Here is a 22330-nt window from a genome sequence, read left to right on the forward strand (position 1 = left end):
AAAACCTACACTAAAAAACGTTAATTAGGGATAACATACCAGAATTTAAGACTTTATGCAGCGTTTGCGACTTTCTAGTGATATTGAATAAATATGCACCCAAACAGTTTGCATCAATTTGTATCAATTTGGATTTTGTATAAAAAAAGGAGCCTTTTAGGCCCCTTTTTGTATTTAGTATATTATTTATGAGTCTGAAACAGTATTGATAGCAACACGATTAGTTTGCTTAACTTCTTCCATCACGACATAAGTACGAGTGTCTGAAACTGCTGGTAATTTAAGAAGTGTTTCACCCAATAAGCGACGATATGCAGACATATCAGAAACTCGGGTCTTCAATAGGTAGTCAAAGTCTCCAGAGACTAAGTGACACTCTTGGATATCATCGAGTAACTGAACCGCTTTATTAAACTTATCAAACACTTCTGCAGTATCACGGTTTAGAGTGATCTCTACAAACACTAACAAAGAGGCACCTAAATAATGAGGGTTCACTAATGCTGTGTAACCCTTTATATACCCTTGCTTTTCAAGTCGTTTCACTCTCTCTAGGCAAGGTGTTGGGCTTAACCCTACGCGCTTAGATAACTCGACATTAGAAATTCGGCCATCAATCTGTAATTCATTAAGTATATTTCTATCGATGCGATCTAAGTCTTTTATAGGACTCTTTTTATTATTAACCATATATATAACCCTGGTTGACGTCAAAGACGATATTATTATCTGCTTTTAAAAAAACTTCAGCAGCATAAACTGCGGAATGAATACTATACTAGATTTCCCTGAAACATTCACGTTCAGGCAATACAAAATAACAATTACACCCATAGAAAATGGGTTTTTATGCGAATTTGAGGCTCGAAGATGATTATAGGTGTTCCAAAAGAAATCAAAAACCACGAATATCGTGTTGGCATGGTTCCATCAAGTGTTCGTGAATTGACGTCACGTGGTCATAAGGTTTTTATTGAAACAAATGCTGGCTCAGGCATTGGTTTTACAGATCAAGATTATATCGAAGTCGGTGCAAAAATACTGGACACTGCTGCAGAGGTGTTTGCTCAATCAGAGATGATTGTTAAAGTAAAAGAGCCTCAAGCTGTTGAACGCGCAATGTTACGTGAAGACCAGTTGCTATTCACCTACCTTCATTTAGCGCCAGACCTTCCACAAACAGAAGACCTAGTGAAAAGCGGTTCTGTTTGTATTGCATATGAAACAGTCACTGATGATCGCGGTACCCTTCCACTGCTTGCCCCTATGTCTGAAGTTGCAGGCCGTATGTCTATTCAAGCCGGTGCCATGGCTCTAGAGAAATCTATGGGTGGACGCGGTATGTTACTCGGTGGCGTGCCAGGTGTTGAGCCTGCTAAAGTTGTGATTATTGGCGGCGGCATGGTGGGTACAAACGCAGCGCAAATGGCTGTGGGTTTAGGTGCCGACGTTGTTATTTTAGATAGAAGCATTGATGCTCTTCGTCGCCTTAACGCTCAATTTGACAATAAAGTTAAAGCAATTTACTCAACTGCTGATGCAATTGAGAAACATGTACTTGAAGCTGATCTTGTGATTGGTGGTGTTCTTGTTCCAGGCGCTGCGGCTCCGAAACTTGTGACTAAAGAACATATCAAACGCATGAAGCCTGGCTCTGCAATCGTAGATGTTGCAATTGACCAGGGCGGTTGTATTGAAACATCCCATGCGACGACTCACCAAGATCCTACTTACATCGTTGATGATGTTGTTCATTACTGCGTTGCTAACATGCCAGGTGCTGTCGCTCGCACCTCGACATTTGCATTGAACAACGCAACACTGCCATACATCATTAAGCTGGCTCAACTCGGTTACAGAGAAGCACTTCTACAAGATAAGCACTTACTGAACGGTCTTAATGTTATGCACGGTAAGATCACTTGTGCTGAAGTTGCTGAAGCGCTTAATTTAGAATTTGTTGATCCAATGATTCTACTTAAGTAACACCTCAGAAACAGTCATTAAAAAAGGGAGCAAATCGCTCCCTTTTTTATGAACATATAAAACCTATCAACTTGGCTACGCAAAGCTATACCCTTTACCTCTCACTGTATTGATCATCGTCTTCGGGAGTTGATTTTCTGACAGTTTACGGCGTGTATTACTGATATGCATATCAAGGTTACGATCAAACTGCCCTAGCTCTTTTTGTAAGACCCTAAGCTGCAATTCCTGCTTTGTTACGACCAAACCTTTCCTTTCAAATAAATACTTAAACAGTTTAAACTCTGTTTGAGTGAACGATACTGATTGCTCAGAGGTTGAAATCATAAACTGGTTATCATCAAAGCTAATATCTTCAGAGAATTTAAGCTGACAATCAGCATTATTTTTAATGCAGTCTATTCGGCGCATCAATGCGTTAATCCGCACCACTAGCTCACGGTGACTAAATGGCTTACTCAGAAAGTCATCGGCACCTAACTCATATATTTTAATTCTGTCCTCTTCTGTATCTAAAGTTGAGATAACGATAGCCGGTGTTTTATCGAGTCGCAGTGTTAGCAACTCAAAGCCGCTTAACTCTAGCAAATTGATATCTAACAATATCAAATCCGGCCTAATGGACTTTAGTTTATCCAGTGCATCGGCGCCGCTATTTACAACGGTGACAATAAAGCCTTCTTGTTCCAAAACAGGTAATAAAGCTTTTAGGAATACAATATCATCATCTACCAATAGAAGGTGTTTCATCTCAAACAATCTTAATGCGAATAATTTTCATTAAGATTACATTGAAAGGTAAAAATTTACCAGCATCTTTGATTAACTTGGATTGATTTAACGGGATTTATCGCGATTTTTCTGATAAGGATCTGGTATTGAAAGAAGCTGAGCCGCAAGTTTTTACTGGCGGCTCTGCACTTTGTCTATGTAAGCAGGTTTAATGTTAACGTATTGACCGTAAACAACTTATTTATTCAGCATAAGCTCACGAATATATTTTACCGGTGCGCTGCCGTAACTTAAAAATTCTTCGTGGAATGCCTTTAAGTCAAAGTCATCACCTTTAAGCGTTTTATACTCTTCTCTTAAATCGTATATCTCACGGTAACCCGAATAGTAACTGGTTAACTGTACCTGACTCAGTGTTGCACGGCGCCATTTCCCTTCAGCTTCAGCTTGCTGCTGAAATGCCTCGTTAATCATGAGATCTAAAGCTTGCTCTTCAGTCATGCCGTTAACTTGAATACTGTAATCTAGGATAGTATTCGCGATGACTCGTAAGTTCCATTTGTAGTACATCAGCCACATTTCAGGCTCAAAATTGCCATAGCCCTCTTCAAGCATCATACGTTCGGTATACACAGCCCAGCCTTCTACCATCGCACCGTTGCCAAATAAACTTTTAATTAGGCTCGGCGATTCATTTGAATAAACCAACTGAGTGTAATGTCCAGGAATGGCCTCATGGATATTAAGTACCTGTAGTATCCAATGATTGTACTCTCTGAGGTAACTTTCAGCAGAGGTATCACTCATTCCATCAAGTGGTGTCACGTTATAATAGGTGTTACCTGACTTTTCATAGGGGCCAGGGGCACTAATTGAAGCGCCGGCATATCCACGCATGTATGCGGGGGTCTCACGAACCACCAAGGGCTTATTTGGATCTAGGGTGACTAGGTTCTTCTCGTTAACAAAATCAATCAGCTCTGGGATCTGCGCTCGAACTTCATCAACAAAATCTTCGCGTTTAACATGCTTTGCAGAAAGATTATTAATCAGTTGTTTAATTGCAACTTTGTCATCTGTTGGCATGGGAGTATCGAAGTATTTACTCCAAATTTTCTTGGAGATTTTGGCCATTTCGGCCTGAACTCGATTCTTGTCTTTGACAGCTTTTTCATAAAGCGCCTTACCTGACATACCCGCTTGTATATCGTAGGTAAATTTTTGTTCGTACAGTTTTTCACCAATACGGAAGCTTTTCGCGCCCTCGACCTCAAGTTTAGCCTCTAATGCAGTTAACCAATCAATGTGTTCATTAATTGCCATGGTCACTTTATTAAAACGATTAGCAAATAACGCCTTTTCAGCGTTGGATAAACTCGACGCTAAAACTTGATTCAGTAGATCATTAGAAAAAACAGAGAATGCGCCTTGGTTTTGCATTATCGCGAGTTGCGTGTGTTCAATCGTTGGGTTTTGAATGTTTTCTCTTGCTGCAGCGTAATAAGCTGGCACATTTTCCATTCTTACTAACACTGAACGCAAACGCTCACTAAGCGGGGCAAAGTCTTCATTAATAATCTGGGCAAATCCACCAGAGACGTTATAACTGGCAGGGTTCCATTGCCATGACTTGAAGGTGTCAATGTTCCACTTCATTTCGGCAAGTAAGTTTTCGATAAGACGGTAATCGGTCAGTGTCGCTGGTGACATGAGTTTAGGGTCAAACTTAGCTAACGCTGCTTGTTGTGTTTGAATAAACGCTAAACTCGCTGCACGGGTTTCAGCATTAGGAACCTTTAACACACCATCATATTTATGAAAACCACTATAAAGTGCCCAAGTTGGAGACTCTATCCATAACGCATCAATAAAATTTTGACTGAACTGGGCAAATGCTAAGTTTTGATCGGTGATCTCAACCGCCACTTGCTCAGTTGTAGGCTGACTTTGACAGGCTGTTAAGCCCACAAGAGATAACGCAATGGCCAAAGGCAGTGCGGCTTTTTTCATGGTGTGGTCCCTTAATTTGTTAGAGCGTGGTCTACTGCCACTTTAAAATCCGCTCCAGTAAATCATGTTCTGTGCATATTTTCAGTAACTAAACTCAGTTTGACAACCTTTGTTACACAACAAAGGCTGTCAAAGCTCGGCACTAAAAATTGTCTTTTAGCGTTACATTCCCGCTAAGGGTTCACATCTTTATTCTGATTGCATTCGACCAGCTTCTAGGTTGGCTTCAACCCAGGCCAATACTTCTGCAAAACGGTAATGCTCAAACTGAGCAAAACCTTTAGCCTGCCGTAGCTTTATCTTGGTAAATATCGGCGTCGTCAAACCACATAAAAACCTGCTTAATAATACTGGAGATAGGTGTTTAGCCAACTTTTCAATTGCTTCACGGCAAATATCATTAAAATAGAAGTCGGTTAAAGGCTTAAGGGGTTGCGGTGCAGGTAAGCGCGCAAGATTACCTAGGCATACACTACAGTGACCACAAGGGGCTGTTAAGTGAGGATCGGCGAAATATTGTGCCAGCTGTAAACTTAAACAAACTTCGCTGTCGAAAAAGTCGACTAACTGATTAATTCGGCTTATTTCACTCTGCTCTTTAGTGCTAAATCGGTCGAATAAACGCGCCGCGAGCGAATCGTTGATATTAGCGCTATAGATGTCATAAACCTGAGTTAATTGCTTACTTTGTAATTCTATAAGTTGCTTTTGATGTAGGTAATCGAGTGCTTTAATGGCACGATCTCGGCTATTTGGGAGTGTTTGCTCCAGTGCACTGAAGTTGGCGCTGTACCAAAGTTTGGCTTTATCAGAACTATCGATAACAGCATTGATAAACACTTGACGCTGCGGATCAAACTTTGACAAGAGCTCATCGATAGGACATAAAAGTTTAAAACGATAATCGGCAAAATAACTGTACTTAGGCTTAATCACCCGCAGCATTTCAAGGTACACCAGTAAGGTTTTTAAGCTTAATGTACGGATGTTTGAGGCCGTTGATAGTTGGTTAAGCATCAGCTCCCACTGCGTGCTTACGGTTGACGCTTGACGGATTTCATCTAGGACAAATTCAATGGCACTGGGCTCTGGCGTATCACCATACACAAAGTTTTCTAGCACGTTAAGATTGTCACGATTAGCCAGCACTAGGCAGTCAGAGCTTAAGCCGTCTCGTCCAGCTCGACCAATCTCCTGGGCATAATTTTCAATCGATTTGGGCAGGTCGTAATGCGCCACAAAACGGATATCACTTTTATCAATCCCCATGCCAAACGCGATCGTTGCGACAATAATGGGTACCTCACCCGCCATAAACTGATTTTGTATGGTTTTACGTTTATCGCTATCCATTCCTGCATGATAAGCAACAGCTGAAAAACCTCTATTAACTAACGCTTTAGCTACAGTCTCAGCTGTTTGCTGTAGGGTGACGTAGACAATGCCACTTTGATTCTGATCCTGTTTTTGAACCAACCAATCACTTAAGTAACGTATTTTATCCTGTGCGCTTATTCCTACCGCATATAAATTAAGGTTAGCGCGATAAAAACCCGTTAGGGTAATACATTGCGGCTCTATGCCAAACTTACTGCCCATATCCTCGATAACTTTCGGAGTTGCAGTGGCTGTTAACAGCAGGACTTGAGGGATATTAAGTTGTCTTTGATACGCTGGCAGTTTGAGATAATCAGGTCTAAAGTTATGGCCCCACTCAGAAATACAGTGCGCCTCGTCGATCACTAACAACGAGATGGGAACCGATGAAATAAAACGTCTAAAACGCTCATTGTTTAGACGCTCAACCGAGATCATTAAAATTTTAATCTGCCCGTCAGTCACACCTTGGATCACGGCACTGGACTGTTCATTTGTTTGTGTTGAATCGATTGATGCCGCGGGGATCCCTTTGCGATTAAGAAACTGTAATTGATCATCCATCAGCGCAAGTAACGGTGAAACCACTAAAGTAAGGTTAGGTAATGCAAGTGCTGGCAATTGATAGCATAAGGATTTACCCGAGCCTGTAGGGAAAATCGCCGCCGCGCTTTTTCCGCTCAACACGTTGTTAATAACATCGCCCTGCCCCAATCTGAACTCGCTAAAACCGAAATAGCGATTAAGTAACGCCAGTGCGTTATCCATATAAAATCCTGTATGATTTTTTGTAAATGTGATGATTATTTAGTTGTTGCGATGCCTTTAACGGGGCGTTTTTTCACTAGTCTAAAATAGGCTTTAACCGGGTTATGATCAGAACTTGAGGTGATGATTGATTCAGCTTTTACTAACTCTAGTCCTCGATAAAATATATGATCAAGCTGGTGACCAAGAATGGTTGTTCTAGAGTCAACCTCAGGAATAACTTCAGTTAAACCTGTGCGCTTTGCCAATTGTTTAACCGTATCCAATCGAGTATCGCTCCAGGTATTCATGTCACCAGCAAAAATGACAGGTCCTTGATGATCTTGCATCGCTTCTTCCACTACCCGTAACTGAGATAGGTACTCTTCTAGACTGATGGTGAAGTTAATACTATGGATATTGATCACTAACAGCTGGCTTTGATCTGACAGTAAATAATACGACACCAACATTGATTTTGGGAAATTGATATAAGGTTCAGCCTTCCTAAACACGCAACTACTCATTGCGGGTTCTCTCGTCAAATTCATCACTCCAACGGGTTCGCCATCAAAACTAAATGCCTGCGCCAGAATCATAGAAAGCTTTTGTGACTCCACAAAGCTCTTGAGCTCTTTGGTTAACTGCGCCTCTTGAAGTAACAACAGATCAGAACGTTCTACGAGTTGCTTTAAGGTATCATCCCAACCGTCGCTGTTTTGCTTATAAAGATTCCAAGTAGTGATATCGAGCTTGCCGAACCTATCGAGCGACGCTTTGGTTGGTTTTGTCATACACTGGGCCTGCACACCTGCAGGATTATCGTTACTAACGAGAATATCGTCAGAGGGAATAACCGATGCGTCGTAGACATAAATAACCACGGCTACAGCTGCGATAAGTGCTAATAAAATGAGTTTACGGATAATTTTCGCCATAATTGACTTATTCAGCTCTGTTTTTAGATTTAAAGTAATCTTTTCATTATAATAGCTTATTACGCTTAATCACATAATCATTCTAGACAGGGATTATTCGCTCAAGCACCCTCCAACGCTCGCCCGCACTTGGCTTTGAGTGACTAAGGATAAATTTATCAAACACAACATGTATGAGTTTTATCAGCTACTAACCATAGCAGGCGTCTTTGTGTACTGGTTGATAATTGCTGGTATTAGTATTCGTGTCGTTGCCAAACGGCGAACGATTGGCGTATCACTCGCTTGGTTAATGATTATCTATATTGTCCCGTTAGGCGGTGCTTTTGCTTACTTACTTTTTGGTGAGCTCAATTTAGGCAAAAAAAGAGCGCTTCGAGCAGAGCTGATGTTCAAACCTTATGGAGAGTGGTTTAAAAAGCTCTATGAGTACCGAAAGTATCGCCCTCATGTTGCCAGCCTATATGGTCAATCAATCAGTGCCATTTGTGAAAAGCAAGTCGGGATCCCTGCATTGGCCGATAATAATTTAACCCTGTGCAGCGAAACCTATGAGATTTTAGATAATCTTATTGAAGACATAAACCAAGCGACTGAAACAATATTATTAGAGTTTTACATCTGGCACCCCGGCGGCAGAGCCGATGATGTTGCCCAGGCGCTCATACAAAGTGCGGCGCGAGGCGTGAAAGTACGCTTACTACTCGATGCGGCGGGAAGTCGACACTTCTTCAAAAGCCAATGGCCAAAACTCATGAAACAAAAGGGTGTTGAAGTCGTTAGCGCGCTAGAGGTATCACCTTTTCGTATGTTCTTTAGACGCTTAGATCTCAGATTACATCGAAAAATTGTTGTCGTAGATAATCAAATTGCCTATACAGGCTCAATGAATTTGGTCGACCCTAAGTTTTTTAATCAAGACGCGGGCGTCGGACAATGGATTGATGTCATGGTTAGGATCACTGGCACGTCTGTCCCCGTACTCAATAGTATTCACGCCTGGGACTGGGAAGTTGAAACCAACGAACGTTTTCTTCCAGAGCAACCCAAGTGCTTGTCTCATGAAGACAGTGAAATTACCGATTTAGTGCAAGTTATTCCTTCAGGGCCTGGCATGCGCGAAGAAGTGATCCACCGTGTGCTACTCCAAAGTATATATCAGGCTCAAAAAAGTATTGTTATAACAACGCCCTACTTCGTTCCCAGCGATAACTTACACATGGCATTGATTATTGCCGCACAGCGTAATGTTCAAGTTGATATTATTGTCCCAGATAAAAATGACTCATTGATGGTTGAATGGGCAAGTCGCGCATTTTTCAGCGAGCTCTTAGAGGCTGGGGTCAACATACATAGATTTAAAGGTGGCTTACTGCATACCAAGTCAGTTGTTATCGACAGTAATCATTGCTTAATCGGCACAGTTAACTGGGATATGCGCAGTTTATGGCTTAACTTCGAGGTGACACTCGCTGTCGATAACCTTGTTTTCACTCAAAAGCTTGAACAGGTTCAACAGGATTACCTTAAAGATTCAAATAAGATTTCACCTCAGGAATGGGCAAAGCGCTCTATTGCTAGCCGCACCGCTGAGCGAATATTTTATCTTTTTAGTCCGTTACTCTAACCATCTGGGTAGTTTTCGCTGAACTTTTGAACAGAACTTTAGCCAGTACTCTTACTCAGAGCCCTTGCTCATTACCCTCACCCTGAGGTCTAGCCTAGAAAGCTAGGCCTGATAGTAGTTATCGCTTGAATGCGATATTTGGCAACATTATGAATAAAGTTTTTATTATTGGCCTTCCGCGAACTGGCACTACAAGTATCAGTGTTGCTATGCTCGATTATGGTTTTAAAGTCGCCCATACCGCATATACTAAACAGGCATTTCATTTAGCCGACATCATTTCAGACTCTCCCTGTTTTTGTGATTATCAACAACTGGATGGGCTCTTTCCCAACTCCAAATTTGTTTACCTTGAGCGTGATTTGTCGCAATGGGTTCCCTCTATGCAGATGCTTATCAATAAAATGAAGGCACAGCTGGATCTGAAAACGGGTACGTTTAACCCGATCCTTAAACGGACCTTTAACAATACGTTCGATCTTGCTATTGCAAAAGAACCTGATGATGCAGAGCACCTAAAAGCCTGTTACTTACGTCATCAACAACAAGTCATTCATTATTTCGATGGCCGTGATGATTTCATTCGTATTAATGTTAGCCATCAAGATAGCTTAACCCGCATGCTGAGTTTTCTCGGTATCGGATTCGAAGGCACGCCAAAGTTCCCCCACTTAAATATCGGAAAAAAAGTGGCTTGCTGGGCGGAGCATAAGCATCCGAATAAAGTGAATTCAAATAGTGCGGGGATCGAAAATAGAAAGTTTTTTGATTATGCAGCTAAACGATAAGCCCTTAACTAAACTGATTAAAAGCCCTGTTATCAAACTATTAGTAACAGAGTGAAAGTAACAGATAATTCGTAGCACAAAGAGTTACCGGTAGGTATATAGATAGACAGCTAAGTAACAGACAGCAAAAAGCCCGTTATCTTGCGATAACGGGCTTTTCTAATATGGCGGTGAGCGAGAGATTCGAACTCTCGTTAGGGATTAACCTAAACACACTTTCCAGGCGTGCGCCTTCAGCCACTCAGCCAGCTCACCGATGCATTATCTTTTACGTGTTTAAGCACCACGATTGCTACCAAAAATCTTTTACAATAATTGCTTAGCAACGGAGCGCTACTTTACTGAAAAGGCCTTATTGCGTCAAGCCAAATAGCGCTATTACTCTTCGTTTGCACAATTGATGGTCAATTAAAAGATTTACTCGACGAATAAAAATAAAATAGCCTGCTTTGCAGGCTATTTTATTTAAAATCAATTGCTAAAGTTTAAGCATTACCTTTAACTTTCATATTTAAAGAAGCCGCAAAATCCAGCATTCTATCCAGTGGTTTGAGTGCATCGAGGCGCAATTCATCGTCGACAAAGATCTCATGCGCACTCGCGTCTTTATTCTCTAACGCACTTTCAATTGCTTTGAGGCCATTCATCGCCATCCAAGGGCAATGTGCACAGCTCTTACAAGTCGCGCCATTTCCACCTGTCGGTGCAGCAATTAGCTCCTTGTTAGGGGCTGCCTGCTGCATCTTATAGAAGATCCCTTTATCGGTAGCCACGATAAACATATCGTTATCCATGGTTTGGGCTGCTTTAATCAACTGACTAGTTGAGCCAACTGCATCAGCGAGTTCTACTACGCTAGCGGGAGATTCTGGATGCACTAAAACAGCGGCATTGGGATGTAACTTCTTCAGTTCACGCAATGCTTTGGCTTGAAACTCATCGTGGACAATGCACTCGCCCTGCCACATCAACATTTCAGCACCGGTTTGTTTTGCAATATAACTACCTAAGTGGCGATCTGGGCCCCAGATAATCTTCTTACCTTCGCTATCGAGATGCTCAACAATTTCAAGTGCAATGCTCGATGTCACAACCCAGTCTGCACGAGCTTTTACTGCTGCGGAGGTATTAGCATAAACCACTACAGTATGATCTGGGTGAGCATCACAAAACTCGCTAAAGGTCTCAATTGGGCAACCAAGATCGAGCGAGCAAGTGGCTTCCAGTGTTGGCATTAACACCGTTTTGTCTGGACTTAGGATCTTAGAGGTTTCACCCATAAACTTAACGCCAGCAACAATTAATGTTTTAGCGGGATGATCACGGCCAAAACGGGCCATCTCTAATGAGTCAGAAACACAACCGCCGGTCTCTTCCGCTAAAGCTTGAATTTCTGGGTCGGTATAATAGTGCGCAACCAAAACCGCATCTTTTTCTTTTAAAAGCTGCTTAATTCTGGCTGTTGATTCAGCTTTCTCACGATCGGATAAAGGAGCAGGCTTGGGTGGAAAAGGATAGTCAATATTTTCGATAATTGGGGCGAATGCGCTCATAGTAAAACCAATGGGCAATAACGGATTAGCGGAATTATACGGAATAGTTAACAAATTTAAAACTACTACAGGGCTAATAGAGATAAAAAAGGCGCTATCACTAGCGCCATTTTATCACGTTGTTGATAGCTATCGCATGGCTAGCAACATTTCTTGTGGCTGTTCTAAATAGTGTTTCCACAAGTTACAAAAACGAGCAATGGTACCACCATCAATTACCCGGTGATCGCCAGACCAACTCACCTGCATGATCTTACGCGCTTCGACTTCGCCTTTCTCATTAAAGCGCGGTAGCACTTGCAGTTTACCTAAGGCGACTATCGCTACTTCAGGCTTATTAATGATTGGTGTTGCCACCGTACCACCCAATGCACCGATGTTTGAAATTGAAATACTGCCACCTTTAAGATCCGCTGGAGATACCCTGCCACTTCGTGCAGCATGAGTTAAACGCGTGATCTCAGTAGCGATTTCAAGAATCGTTTTATCTTGTACATCTTTTACATTAGGCACAAGTAGACCCACTTTAGAATCAACTGCCATGCCTATGTTATGGCTTGCAAGATAAGTCTGCTCAGTGCAGTCAGCATTAACTCGGCTGTTCATATCTGGAAATTGAGCCAGTGCCAGTGACATAGACTTCATAAAGAAAGGCATCATGGTGAGCTTGAGCTCGTCTGATGAATACTTTTTCTTCATGCTTTCACGTAGTGCAACTAAATCAGTTAAATCAAACTCTTCGCAATAGGTAAAATGTGGGATCGTTGATACAGAGTCCATCATCATTTTCGCCATCACGGCGCGTACACCTTTTATCGGCTCAACTCTATCGGCGTGGTTTTTAACCTGCAAGTTTTCAACCTGTGCGTGTTGAGCAACTGCCACTGTTTGCGCCGTTGCCTTAGCCGTGCTGACTGCGTCAGTGATACCTGGCTGCATTGCCGCGCCGCCAAGGTGGTGACGCTCAATATCTTCCTTGTACACCCGGCCATTTTTACCAGAGCCACTCACCGTTGAGATATCAATATCTAGACTGCGAGCCAAACGTCGCACCGCAGGGCTTGCTAGCGCTTTGCCTTGTGGCACTATTTCATTTGTTGTTACTGATGCATTAGCAAGTGTATCGACGGTGCTAGTCTTGCTTGCATCAGTGACATTTACACTGTTTACATCTGATACAACTTCAATGGCAAATAGCGGCTCATGCACACGTGCCAGCTGGCCTTTACGGTAATGTAATTTACTAATTTTACCGTTTTTTATGGCGGGTATTTGCACTAATGCTTTATCGGTCATCACATCGGCAATAGGCTGATCTTCAACGACCATATCACCTTCGTTAACAAGCCATTCGACAAGTTCACACTCAACAATACCTTCACCGATATCGGGCAGTAAAAACTCTTCAATAGTCACACCTGCAGTGTTCGCTACGGACGGACTTGTTTGTACGGAGGCTGTTTCGACAAAGTTTGTGTCACTTATCGAGCTCTCGCCTGAAGCAGCGCTTGGCGTCACTTGCAGCTCTTCTGTTACATCGACAGAATAAAGCGGTGCGTGCACCAAAGCGATTTCACCTTTGGCGTAATGAAGCTTAGTAATAACACCGGCATTGGGCGCAGGAATTTGCACTAATGCTTTATCGGTCATCACATCGGCAATAGGTTGATCTTCAACAACACTATCACCCTCTTCTACTAACCATTCAACCAGCTCACATTCGACAACGCCTTCGCCGATATCCGGAAGGATAAAATCTTTAATCATGGCGGGCTCCTAAAATTTAACCGAAGCTTTGATTGCTTCAAACGTCTTTAACGCATCTGGCATATATTCTTTTTCATGGATCAAAGGATACGGTGTATCTAGACCACAAACACGGGCAATTGGCGACTCAAGGTACAAGAAACACTCTTCTTGAATTGTTGCTGCTATTTCCCCTGCGAACCCACCCGTTAATGGTGCTTCGTGGTTGATCAGTAAGCGACCAGTCTTTTTTACTGATGCCGCGACAGTATCGACATCCCAAGGAGACAAGGTTCTTAAATCGATTATTTCACAAGAAATACCTTTTTTAGCCGCCATTTCAGCCGATTTTTCAAGGATCTCCATCTGAGCTCCCCAGCCTAGAAGCGTGATATCAGTCCCCACTTTCACGACTTCCGCTTTACCGAGTTCGATAACGTAGTCACCTTCGGGTACATCACCAACTGAGGCGCGATATAAGCGTTTAGGCTCGAAGAATATCACCGGGTTTTTATCACGAATAGAGGCGATTAATAAGCCCTTCGCTTGCTCTGGATTACGCGGCACAACCACTTTAAGCCCTGGTGTTTGAGTAAAATAAGCTTCTGGTGATTGCGAGTGATAGTGACCGCCTGCAATTCCGCCACCATATGGAGTTCTAAAGGTCAGCCCGCCCACATCAAACTCGTTACCACTGCGGTATCTAAATTTGGCACTTTCATTAACGATTTGATCAATTGCAGGAAAAATATAATCGGCAAATTGGATCTCAGCGACAGCCGTCATGCCATTTGATGCTAAACCATTGGCAAAGCCTGCTATGCCTTGTTCGGTTAACGGCGTATTAAAACAACGGTCGCGTCCAAACTTTTCTTGTAGGCCAGAGGTTGCTCTAAAGACCCCTCCAAAGTGACCGACATCTTCGCCAAACACTGTCATTGTTTCATCTGATTCCATTTCCGAGCTCAGCGCTTGGTTAATGGCTTGCAACATATTCATTTGAGCCACGGCTTATACTCTCCCTGCGCTTTTTGGATAGGATTCTGGATATTTTTTAACGTGTTCTTTCAGCTGTGCTAACTGTTTTTTAAGTAAAGGAGTTGGCGTATCGTAAACATCTTCGATGATGCTATCGAGATGAGGCGTGGGTATTTTTTCTGCCACTTTGAGTTCAGATAATACCTCTTCACGGTATTTCACATACAGATCGGCATCTTCTTGCTCATTCATCCAGCCTTTATTGATCATCCAAAGTTTGAAGCGTTTTACTGGATCGTGTTGTTGCCACTTTGCTTCTTCATCTTTAGAGCGGTAACCCGATGGATCATCTGAAGAAGAGTGTGCTCCCAAGCGATAGGTCATAGCTTCAATAAGTACTGGCGCGTTATGCTCTAATGCATAGGCACGAGCTTGTTGCGTTGCCGCAAGTACGGCCAACATATCGTTACCATCAACACGGATAGTATGCATGCCGTAACCCACGCCACGACTGGCGATACCGTTACCTTTGAACTGCTCTTCTGTAGGTGTAGAAATTGCGTAACCATTGTTACGGCAAAAGAAAATAACCGGAGAATTTAACACTGCAGCCATGTTGAGGCCCGCATGGAAATCACCTTCAGAAGCCGCACCTTCACCAAAGTAACAGATAGCAATATTACGCTTACCTTGTCTTTTAAGGCTATAAGCCACACCTGTTGCCTGGGGGATTTGAGTTGCTAGCGGCGAAGAAATCGTTTGATAGTTAAGTGCTTGGCTGCCGTAATGGATTGGCATTTGACGGCCTTTACCAAAGTCTTTCTCATTACTGAACATTTGGTTCATAAATTGTTCAGTCGTAAAACCTCGGTAACGCAGCGCTGCATGTTCACGATATTGCGCTAAGATAACGTCGCCATCATCGAGGGCGGCTGTGCTACCAATAATAGAAGCCTCTTCACCAGTACAAGTCATATAGAAGCTAATTCTACCTTGACGTTGTGCGCCCAACATACGCTCGTCTAATACTCGGGTAAATACGCAAGTATCATGGATCTGTTTGGCTAGCTTTTCGTCTATTACAGGCAATACGGCGCCTTCATAGGCGGTACCATCTGCTTGTAACACTTTTAAAATCGGGATCGACAGTGAGTCTTTATCAAGAAAGCTCACGCGATGGACTGTTTCTGCATTCGTTGTTGCGTTGCTCATAATGTGCTCTTGTTATTGTTGGTGCCGCTAAACGACTAAATACGGCGCCTTGCTATTCTAATACGCGGGAAGAACATTACGTTAACGTAAACTAACTCTCAACACTTCCCATCATTGAAACCACAACTAAGCATGTCTGTGCATGTATATATTGGTTTACATGCACAGTTATTCAGTTTGAATTTAGTCCAATTGACTTTCATCGGCAGGCTTTAAACACAAAACCGTCCGCTGCCCTACAGGTACTTTTGCATTTGGAAAAACAATCGATTCAAACTCTTGTTCGATTTTGACTTCTTTGCCGCCCTCTTTCGCTAAGGTGTATCCTCTTGGAAAAGCAGTAAAGTTTTCAACATCGTTAGCGAAGCTAAATTCAAAATCATCAAAATGTTTATTTACCGAACGGCAAACTTGATACAGATTTAAGCGTTTCATATCAAAGTCGGGTAACTGTAGATCTTTGCCCGTCATTAATAGTGTTAGCATCTCTTTCATCGCAATAAAGCGCGTCATATCATTTTGCCCCATAGGAAACACCTTACCCAGTTCAATGGTAAATGCGTCGGCATGATAATTTTCAGAGGAGAAATAACTGAACGTTGTCGTTGGTTCGTGGTGTAATAAAATAGTATTTACACCGCAAGATTCGAGAAACATGATCTGTTGCTTACTGTATTTACGGTTGGCGCGATAAGGGTAAATAGCAAACTTTTCATGTTTAGAGGGGCGAATTGCAGTATGGAGGTCATAATGTATTCTGTGGCGTTCGCCTGATTGAGAGGCAAAAAACTTATCGATATAATGCTCAAGTTTTTGCGCTCTTACCCGCTCAGGATTACACAAGCCCTCACCACGAGAGTACGCGCCATTAAATAATCGATTGAGATTTTCATCGATAAAGCGCGTGCCGTTATGGATAGCCGGTGGATTACCAATAAGAAATAGTATTCGCTGTTTTAGCGCGATGTTCTCACCCAGTAGTTGTGTCATGAGATCATTACACAGTTCTATCGGAGCTGTTTCGTTGCCGTGAACCGCACAAGATAAGACAATATCTTTGGTGTGCTTAGCATTAATCGGCTCAAACATGATAACACCCGTGTCCCACACTTCTACTCGGATCTGATTATCAAGCTCAAACTCGAACGTTTCTGGTAAATATTGTGGATGTGCCAGGGTAAGCGCTAAAAAGTCCTTAGACTGTTTCAATTCGTGAAACACAAACTACTCCTTATTTGTTGGTACGTCAGCTTTATATTCCGAGAAATCATTAAGCAACAAGCATTTGTTTCTACGGCATTCTGAACTGATTCTGCCAAGGATAATAGCATATTTGCCCCTCTATTCGGGTACAGATTTTATCGAGATAGTATAACTAATAATCAACGAGTCTAATTTCTGCTTGCATAAGCCAAAAAAATAAAACAAGATAAAGACATCTAGCCATCCAAACGGCTACTAGGCAAAGTCATCAACATTCGAGAGCTGCACTAAGGGGTAAACTATGGCATTGGCAACATTCGGCGCAGGTTGTTTTTGGGGAGTTGAATATTTCTTTAGAGAAGTCGAAGGTGTCATTGATTGTACTTGCGGTTATATGGGCGGTAAGGATCAATACACTCGCTACCAGCAAGTAAAAACCGGCACAACCGGTCATGCAGAAGTCGTACAAGTTAAATACGATCCTGCCATTGTGTCGTTTGATGATTTGCTCAATGTTTTCTGGCAAAACCATAACCCAACTAGCCTTAATCAACAAGGTGGAGACATAGGAACGCAGTATCGAAGTACTGTTTTTTTCCACGATAAGCAGCAGAAACAACTGGCTGAGATCTCAAAACTGGCTTTGATTAAAAGCCAAAAATGGGGTGCGAGACACGTGGTAACTGAAATCGTCCCTTGCCAGCAGTTTCATCACGCCGAAGAGTACCATCAGAATTACCTCGCTAAGAACGAATTACCGAGCTGCCACATCAGCTACTAGTCATCGCCCCAACGCCAAATGAAGCAAAGGCGTTAACCCCAACATGCTCACTAATGCTTATAAACAGTAAAAGGCACCCGAAAGGTGCCTTTTTTAGTCATTACTGATGAGTATATTTTTTGCTGTATTTGTTACTTTAATGCTTGAGCGACAATCTGCTGCGCATCGTCTAACAGCTTAGCCAGATGGGCTTGGCTAACAAAACTTTCACCATAAAGCTTAAATAAGGCTTCGGTACCCGATGGGCGAGCGGCAAACCAGCCTTTTTCAGTGACAACTTTAATACCACCAATAGCAGCGCCGTTGCCCGGTGCATGGGTCAACTTTTGTAAGATAACGTCTCCGGCAAGGGTATTCGCCGCAATCGTATCTGCTGAAATCTTCGAAAACTTAGCTTTGTCTTCAAGGCTCACAGGGCTATCGATGCGTTGATAAAAACTCTTACCAAACTGCGCTTCTAGTTCATCGTATCGTTGTTGTGGTGTTTTACCGGTCACAGCCAAAATTTCAGCCGCTAACAAGCATAAAATAAAGCCATCTTTATCGGTACACCAGGTGTTGCCATCTGTTCTTAAAAACGCTGCGCCAGCACTTTCTTCACCGCCAAAAGCAAAATCACTATTGGCTAAGCCTTCAACGAACCACTTAAACCCTACTGGTACTTCAGACATCTGTTTATTGTGCATTTGACAAACTTTATCAATCATCGCACTAGATACTAAAGTCTTACCTATCACCATCTGTTCGGTCCAATGAGGTCGATGGGTCACTAGGTAATCAATCGCAACCGCAAGGAAATGATTGGGATTCATTAATCCACTGCCAGGGCAGACAATGCCATGACGGTCAAAGTCAGGGTCATTACCTAAACAAAGATCAAAATTATCTTTATGCTCTAAAAGACCGGCCATTGCATAAGGTGATGAGCAGTCCATGCGGATCTTGCCGTCTTTATCCAGAGGCATGAAGCTAAAACTTGGGTCGACTTTGTCGTTAAGCACTGTGATGTCGATACCATAATGCTTTGCTATCGGTGACCAATAGTGAACCCCAGAGCCACCGAGAGGGTCGACGCCCAAGCGGAGTTTCGCATCTGCAATCGCCTGCATATCAACGACCTGACTTAAGTCTTCAACATAAGGTGAAATAAGGTCGGCTTCTATTATATATCCACTATCAAGCGCGGCGCTGTATGGAGTACGCTTAACGCCCGCTAAATGCTTAGCAAGATATTCGTTGGCTCTGCCTTCAATCCAGGTGGTGATTTCGCCTTCAGCGGGTCCACCATGGGGAGGATTGTATTTAATACCACCATCTTGAGGCGGATTATGGGAAGGCGTTACAATGAGGCCATCGACTAAACCGTCTACTGGATTATTGTTGGCACAAATAATCGCATGAGACACCACTGGAGTCGGTGTGAAACCATCATTTTTATGAACCACAACGCTAACTTCGTTAGCCACTAACACTTCAACAACCGACATGGCTGCGGGTTGTGACAAGGCATGTGTATCAATACCTAATATCAACTTACCCGTGATATTGGCTTGCTTTCGATAATCAGCAACTGCTTGAGCAATGGCAACAATATGTGCTTCATTAAAGCTTTTTTGCATCGCACTTCCACGATGACCCGAGGTACCAAATGTCACTTTTTGAGTTACATCTCTCACATCGGGCGTTAAGCTATAATATAGGCTAACGAGTTTGGGGATATTGACCAAATCCTTTTGCTCAGCAATCAATCCTGCTCTCTTGTGTGTAGCCAATTACCCTCTCCTTTATTTACCGTGTTTTTAATGTCGTCACAGCAAGCTTATACATTTTACGTTAACGCTTTATGTCGTTAAATTTTTTCTATAATTTGAGCCACTTGCTCTTCATTCGTACCGAACTGCAGCAAAACTTCAGAAAGAATTGTGCGCTTTTTAGCGGTATTGTTGTTTGTCGTGACCCAGAAACCACTTTGGCCTATCTCTTTTGGATTTGCTGATTTACTGGCTTTTAACAGTGCATCTTTTGACGTCGCAAAGTATAAGCGGTCACGCCCTTGAATTTGTAACACCTGCTCAAATTGTGTCGTTGATGCTCTATAAACCGTATCTAGAATAAATAGAAAACGCCCTACCGCGCCCTTTTGGGCTGCCAACGCATCGACATCGATCAAACGGGTAAAATCAGAAACGGCCTTAGTTGCTACTTTAGCGACCTTTACTGGCTTAGGTGAAGAGTGCTCAAGACTCGGATGACTGATCTTTTCAGGTGCTTCTTGAACCACTGATTCAACTTGTAATCCCAATATACGGCGCAAAATATCCGAAGCGCTCTCGCCAATATGTTCAGTCTTGCTGGCGATGTGTCGATAAAGCTCTTCATCAACTTCGATATATTTCATAACGGTTATCTTCCTTAAGTAGAAAAGCGGATCGGTGTTCTAAAATGCAAAAAGATCGCATAACTGTCCCGAATTATCCGCCCAGTGTAGCGAGGTTTAGAGCCTTGATAAAGCGTCATTAAATGAAAACTGCGATCCAGAGGAGAAAGATCCTATTTACTAAACAAACAATGTTTACTTTTTAAGCGTTAATCACGGGTATGTGCGCTCTTTGTTGGATTTTAGCGTAAACCAAGGCACAATCTGCGCCATTCGATTCAAGTAAGTGGAAAGACAATGCATTATGTGACAAGCGGTCAAGGCCCCGTAGTTATCCTTATTCATGGTTTATTTGGTGATCTTGATAACCTTAAGGCTTTGGGCAAAGAGCTCGAGGCAAACTTTACCGTTGTTCGCATTGATGTACTCAATCACGGCAGCAGCCCCCAAGTAGCCAATATGAGTTATCAATCACTAGCCGATAGCATGGTTAACTTGATTGATGAGCTTAACTGCAAGGATGCGATTCTTATTGGACATTCTATGGGGGGGAAAATAGCCATGGCAACCGCACTCAGTTACCCAGAGCGTGTTAGCCAGCTAGTCGTTGCAGATATCGCGCCGGTAGCTTACCAAAGTCGCCATGACAAAGTCTTTACTGCATTAGCATCCATGCCATTATCAGAGATTAAAGATAGACGCCAAGCGCTCGCCCATATGCAATCTTGTGATATTGACGAGGGTACCGCGCAGTTTTTATTAAAATCTCTTGCTCGCACAGAGCAAGGTTTTATATGGAAAATGAACCTAGACGGCTTAAAAGCCAGTTACGCCGATATTATTGATTGGCCAACCTTTAATCTCTCCTACCAAGGCCCTTGTCTATTTATACGTGGAGGGGATTCAGATTATGTGACGGCTAAACACAGACAAGCAATACTGTCACAATTTCCAACGGTTAAAGCCAAAACAATCGAAGGCACGGGTCATTGGTTACACGCTCAAAAAGCCAGCATTTTTAACCGTATAGTCAAAGATTTTATTACACAATGTTAAGCTGTTTTTCACCACAGAAAGCGGTAAAGCATATAGCCGCTTGAAAACTTATATGGTATATTCGCGCAACTTTTTTTAGCCTAGAAAGGAATGGCGAATGTTGATGCAGTATATGGAACAGATTGAAGCTCTCGGCTTAAACCTGTTTTTTGCAGCCATTTTCTTTTTTATTGGTATGGCCATTAGAGATGTACTCAAGCAAGGCAATGTGCCGACGTTTGGGCGAAACATTGTTTGGCTAGTTTTATTTCTCGGCTGCGCCGGGTTTATTGCAAAAGGGATTATACAGATGACCTGGGAAAGCTCAGGCATCGGGTAAATACGAACTCAATGGCAAAAGAAACATCAGATAGAACCACCATTGATCTGTTTGCAACAGAAAAGCGACGTGGTAGGCCTCGAAGCAATCCTTTGCCTCGGGACCAACAGCTTAAAATTAATAAAAGAAACCAAATTCAGCGTGATCGAGCAAACGGATTAAAACGAATAGAGTTAAAGGTGTCACAAGATTTGTACGACGCCTTGAATGAACAAGCTATGGCCAGTAATATCAGCCGTAGCCAACTAATCGAATCTATACTTCAAAAGCAGGTTAGTGACTAACCCACTTTTAAATGCACGCATACCATTAATAGTTAACTAGATATTAAAGGAACAACAATGGCAACTGTAGGTCTTTTTTTCGGGTCTGATACAGGCAACACCGAAGCCGTAGCCAAGATTATCCAAAAGAAACTGGGTAAAAAAATGGTTGAGGTAAAAGATATTGCCAAAAGTACCAAGGAACAAATTGCAGATTACGATCTGCTCATTTTCGGCATTCCAACTTGGTACTATGGTGAAGCACAATGTGACTGGGACGACTTTTTCCCTGAACTTGAGCAAATCAACTTCGAAGACAAATTAGTCGCAATCTTTGGTTGTGGCGATCAGGAAGATTACGCAGAGTACTTCCTTGATGCTATGGGCATGGTCAACGAAATCGTTGAAGCTCGTGGCGCGGTCGTTATTGGCCATTGGCCAACTGAAGGCTATGATTTCGAAGAATCAAAAGGTTTAGCAGACGACAAGCACTTTGTAGGTCTAGGTATCGACGAAGATCGTCAGCCTGAACTAACAGAAGAGCGCGTTGATGCATGGGTTAAGCAGATCTATGAAGAGATGTGTTTAGCTGAGCTTGAAGACTAAAGAATCACACCTTAAAGGTAATCATTTACTT

General features: G+C 42.5%; 20 protein-coding genes and 1 tRNA gene. 8 read left to right on the top strand and 13 right to left on the bottom strand.

Going from position 1 to position 22330, the window contains the following annotated elements:
- Positions 1-186: 186 nt before the first annotated feature.
- Entirely contained in the window at positions 187-690 is a 504-nt protein-coding gene (gene lrp / locus ACVBJC_RS02435; protein ID WP_447159214.1) for a leucine-responsive transcriptional regulator Lrp, read from the bottom strand.
- A gap of 180 nt (positions 691-870) precedes the next feature.
- Between lrp and ald the strand changes: the two genes are divergently transcribed.
- Complete coding sequence (gene ald / locus ACVBJC_RS02440) at positions 871-1986, top strand: alanine dehydrogenase (protein ID WP_447159213.1); 1116 nt, start codon at positions 871-873, stop codon at positions 1984-1986.
- Positions 1987-2061: 75 nt separating this feature from the next.
- Here ald and ACVBJC_RS02445 read toward each other — a convergent pair whose 3' ends face one another.
- The 4 genes from ACVBJC_RS02445 to ACVBJC_RS02460 all read right to left on the bottom strand — a co-directional run bounded on the left by ACVBJC_RS02445 (position 2062) and on the right by ACVBJC_RS02460 (position 7790).
- A complete protein-coding gene (locus ACVBJC_RS02445; protein ID WP_447159212.1) occupies positions 2062-2736 on the bottom strand; it encodes a response regulator transcription factor in 675 nt (224 codons plus the stop codon).
- Positions 2737-2955: 219 nt separating this feature from the next.
- Entirely contained in the window at positions 2956-4728 is a 1773-nt protein-coding gene (locus ACVBJC_RS02450; protein ID WP_447159211.1) for a DUF885 domain-containing protein, read from the bottom strand.
- A 189-nt stretch (positions 4729-4917) separates the two neighbouring features.
- Entirely contained in the window at positions 4918-6873 is a 1956-nt protein-coding gene (locus ACVBJC_RS02455; RefSeq protein WP_447159210.1) for a RecQ family ATP-dependent DNA helicase, read from the bottom strand.
- 35 nt (positions 6874-6908) lie between these two features.
- A complete protein-coding gene (locus ACVBJC_RS02460; protein ID WP_447159209.1) occupies positions 6909-7790 on the bottom strand; it encodes an endonuclease/exonuclease/phosphatase family protein in 882 nt (293 codons plus the stop codon).
- Between the two features lie 169 nt (positions 7791-7959).
- Between ACVBJC_RS02460 and cls the strand changes: the two genes are divergently transcribed.
- Together cls and ACVBJC_RS02470 are read left to right on the top strand one after the other, a co-directional pair.
- Positions 7960-9417, top strand: a complete 1458-nt coding sequence (gene cls, locus ACVBJC_RS02465) for a cardiolipin synthase (protein ID WP_447159363.1) — start codon at positions 7960-7962, stop codon at positions 9415-9417.
- A 149-nt stretch (positions 9418-9566) separates the two neighbouring features.
- Positions 9567-10205 (top strand): sulfotransferase, encoded by a 639-nt coding sequence (locus ACVBJC_RS02470; RefSeq protein WP_447159208.1) that lies wholly within the window; start codon positions 9567-9569, stop codon positions 10203-10205.
- Between the two features lie 165 nt (positions 10206-10370).
- On the opposite strand, the gene ACVBJC_RS02475 is transcribed toward ACVBJC_RS02470, so the two are convergent.
- The 6 genes from ACVBJC_RS02475 to astE form a co-directional block, all read right to left on the bottom strand.
- Positions 10371-10460: transfer RNA gene (locus ACVBJC_RS02475), tRNA-Ser, on the bottom strand.
- A 230-nt stretch (positions 10461-10690) separates the two neighbouring features.
- Positions 10691-11758: a quinolinate synthase NadA gene (gene nadA / locus ACVBJC_RS02480; RefSeq protein ID WP_447159207.1), complete on the bottom strand. Its 1068-nt coding sequence runs from the start codon at positions 11756-11758 to the stop codon at positions 10691-10693.
- 129 nt (positions 11759-11887) lie between these two features.
- Complete coding sequence (locus tag ACVBJC_RS02485; RefSeq protein ID WP_447159206.1) at positions 11888-13525, bottom strand: dihydrolipoyllysine-residue acetyltransferase; 1638 nt, start codon at positions 13523-13525, stop codon at positions 11888-11890.
- 9 nt (positions 13526-13534) lie between these two features.
- Complete coding sequence (locus tag ACVBJC_RS02490) at positions 13535-14512, bottom strand: alpha-ketoacid dehydrogenase subunit beta (RefSeq protein WP_447159205.1); 978 nt, start codon at positions 14510-14512, stop codon at positions 13535-13537.
- 3 nt (positions 14513-14515) lie between these two features.
- Complete coding sequence (locus ACVBJC_RS02495; protein WP_447159204.1) at positions 14516-15694, bottom strand: thiamine pyrophosphate-dependent dehydrogenase E1 component subunit alpha; 1179 nt, start codon at positions 15692-15694, stop codon at positions 14516-14518.
- A gap of 183 nt (positions 15695-15877) precedes the next feature.
- Positions 15878-16915: a succinylglutamate desuccinylase gene (gene astE, locus ACVBJC_RS02500; protein WP_447159203.1), complete on the bottom strand. Its 1038-nt coding sequence runs from the start codon at positions 16913-16915 to the stop codon at positions 15878-15880.
- Between the two features lie 283 nt (positions 16916-17198).
- Here astE and msrA point away from each other — a divergent pair, with 283 nt between their 5' ends.
- Positions 17199-17678 (top strand): peptide-methionine (S)-S-oxide reductase MsrA, encoded by a 480-nt coding sequence (msrA, locus tag ACVBJC_RS02505; protein ID WP_447159202.1) that lies wholly within the window; start codon positions 17199-17201, stop codon positions 17676-17678.
- Between the two features lie 131 nt (positions 17679-17809).
- Here the strand turns inward: msrA and pgm are convergent, their stop codons facing one another.
- Entirely contained in the window at positions 17810-19450 is a 1641-nt protein-coding gene (gene pgm / locus ACVBJC_RS02510; RefSeq protein WP_447159201.1) for a phosphoglucomutase (alpha-D-glucose-1,6-bisphosphate-dependent), read from the bottom strand.
- Positions 19451-19527: 77 nt separating this feature from the next.
- Complete coding sequence (seqA, locus tag ACVBJC_RS02515) at positions 19528-20076, bottom strand: replication initiation negative regulator SeqA (RefSeq protein WP_447159200.1); 549 nt, start codon at positions 20074-20076, stop codon at positions 19528-19530.
- Positions 20077-20352: 276 nt separating this feature from the next.
- Between seqA and ACVBJC_RS02520 the strand changes: the two genes are divergently transcribed.
- From ACVBJC_RS02520 to fldA, 4 genes are all read left to right on the top strand, one after another.
- Complete coding sequence (locus tag ACVBJC_RS02520) at positions 20353-21111, top strand: alpha/beta fold hydrolase (RefSeq protein ID WP_447159199.1); 759 nt, start codon at positions 20353-20355, stop codon at positions 21109-21111.
- 97 nt (positions 21112-21208) lie between these two features.
- The gene (locus ACVBJC_RS02525; RefSeq protein WP_012277330.1) at positions 21209-21430 is read left to right on the top strand and encodes a DUF2788 domain-containing protein; all 222 of its coding nucleotides are present in this window, start codon (positions 21209-21211) and stop codon (positions 21428-21430) included.
- 11 nt (positions 21431-21441) lie between these two features.
- Entirely contained in the window at positions 21442-21714 is a 273-nt protein-coding gene (ybfE, locus tag ACVBJC_RS02530) for a LexA regulated protein (protein WP_012277331.1), read from the top strand.
- A gap of 57 nt (positions 21715-21771) precedes the next feature.
- Positions 21772-22299 carry a flavodoxin FldA gene (fldA, locus tag ACVBJC_RS02535; RefSeq protein ID WP_447159198.1) on the top strand — a complete coding sequence of 176 codons (528 nt, stop codon included), beginning with the start codon at positions 21772-21774 and terminating at the stop codon, positions 22297-22299.
- Positions 22300-22330 lie beyond the last annotated feature (31 nt).

This window comes from Shewanella sp. 0m-6, assembly GCF_052977325.1.

What these genes read in the sequence shown, in the direction of transcription:
- lrp (WP_447159214.1), bottom strand. Translation starts at nt 690, where the DNA reads ATGGTTAATAATAAAAAGAGTCCTATAAAAGACTTAGATCGCATCGAT.
- ald (WP_447159213.1), top strand. Translation starts at nt 871, where the DNA reads ATGATTATAGGTGTTCCAAAAGAAATCAAAAACCACGAATATCGTGTT.
- ACVBJC_RS02445 (WP_447159212.1), bottom strand. Translation starts at nt 2,736, where the DNA reads ATGAAACACCTTCTATTGGTAGATGATGATATTGTATTCCTAAAAGCT.
- ACVBJC_RS02450 (WP_447159211.1), bottom strand. Translation starts at nt 4,728, where the DNA reads ATGAAAAAAGCCGCACTGCCTTTGGCCATTGCGTTATCTCTTGTGGGC.
- ACVBJC_RS02455 (WP_447159210.1), bottom strand. Translation starts at nt 6,873, where the DNA reads ATGGATAACGCACTGGCGTTACTTAATCGCTATTTCGGTTTTAGCGAG.
- ACVBJC_RS02460 (WP_447159209.1), bottom strand. Translation starts at nt 7,790, where the DNA reads ATGGCGAAAATTATCCGTAAACTCATTTTATTAGCACTTATCGCAGCT.
- cls (WP_447159363.1), top strand. Translation starts at nt 7,960, where the DNA reads ATGTATGAGTTTTATCAGCTACTAACCATAGCAGGCGTCTTTGTGTAC.
- ACVBJC_RS02470 (WP_447159208.1), top strand. Translation starts at nt 9,567, where the DNA reads ATGAATAAAGTTTTTATTATTGGCCTTCCGCGAACTGGCACTACAAGT.
- nadA (WP_447159207.1), bottom strand. Translation starts at nt 11,758, where the DNA reads ATGAGCGCATTCGCCCCAATTATCGAAAATATTGACTATCCTTTTCCA.
- ACVBJC_RS02485 (WP_447159206.1), bottom strand. Translation starts at nt 13,525, where the DNA reads ATGATTAAAGATTTTATCCTTCCGGATATCGGCGAAGGCGTTGTCGAA.
- ACVBJC_RS02495 (WP_447159204.1), bottom strand. Translation starts at nt 15,694, where the DNA reads ATGAGCAACGCAACAACGAATGCAGAAACAGTCCATCGCGTGAGCTTT.
- msrA (WP_447159202.1), top strand. Translation starts at nt 17,199, where the DNA reads ATGGCATTGGCAACATTCGGCGCAGGTTGTTTTTGGGGAGTTGAATAT.
- seqA (WP_447159200.1), bottom strand. Translation starts at nt 20,076, where the DNA reads ATGAAATATATCGAAGTTGATGAAGAGCTTTATCGACACATCGCCAGC.
- ACVBJC_RS02520 (WP_447159199.1), top strand. Translation starts at nt 20,353, where the DNA reads ATGCATTATGTGACAAGCGGTCAAGGCCCCGTAGTTATCCTTATTCAT.
- ACVBJC_RS02525 (WP_012277330.1), top strand. Translation starts at nt 21,209, where the DNA reads ATGTTGATGCAGTATATGGAACAGATTGAAGCTCTCGGCTTAAACCTG.
- ybfE (WP_012277331.1), top strand. Translation starts at nt 21,442, where the DNA reads ATGGCAAAAGAAACATCAGATAGAACCACCATTGATCTGTTTGCAACA.
- fldA (WP_447159198.1), top strand. Translation starts at nt 21,772, where the DNA reads ATGGCAACTGTAGGTCTTTTTTTCGGGTCTGATACAGGCAACACCGAA.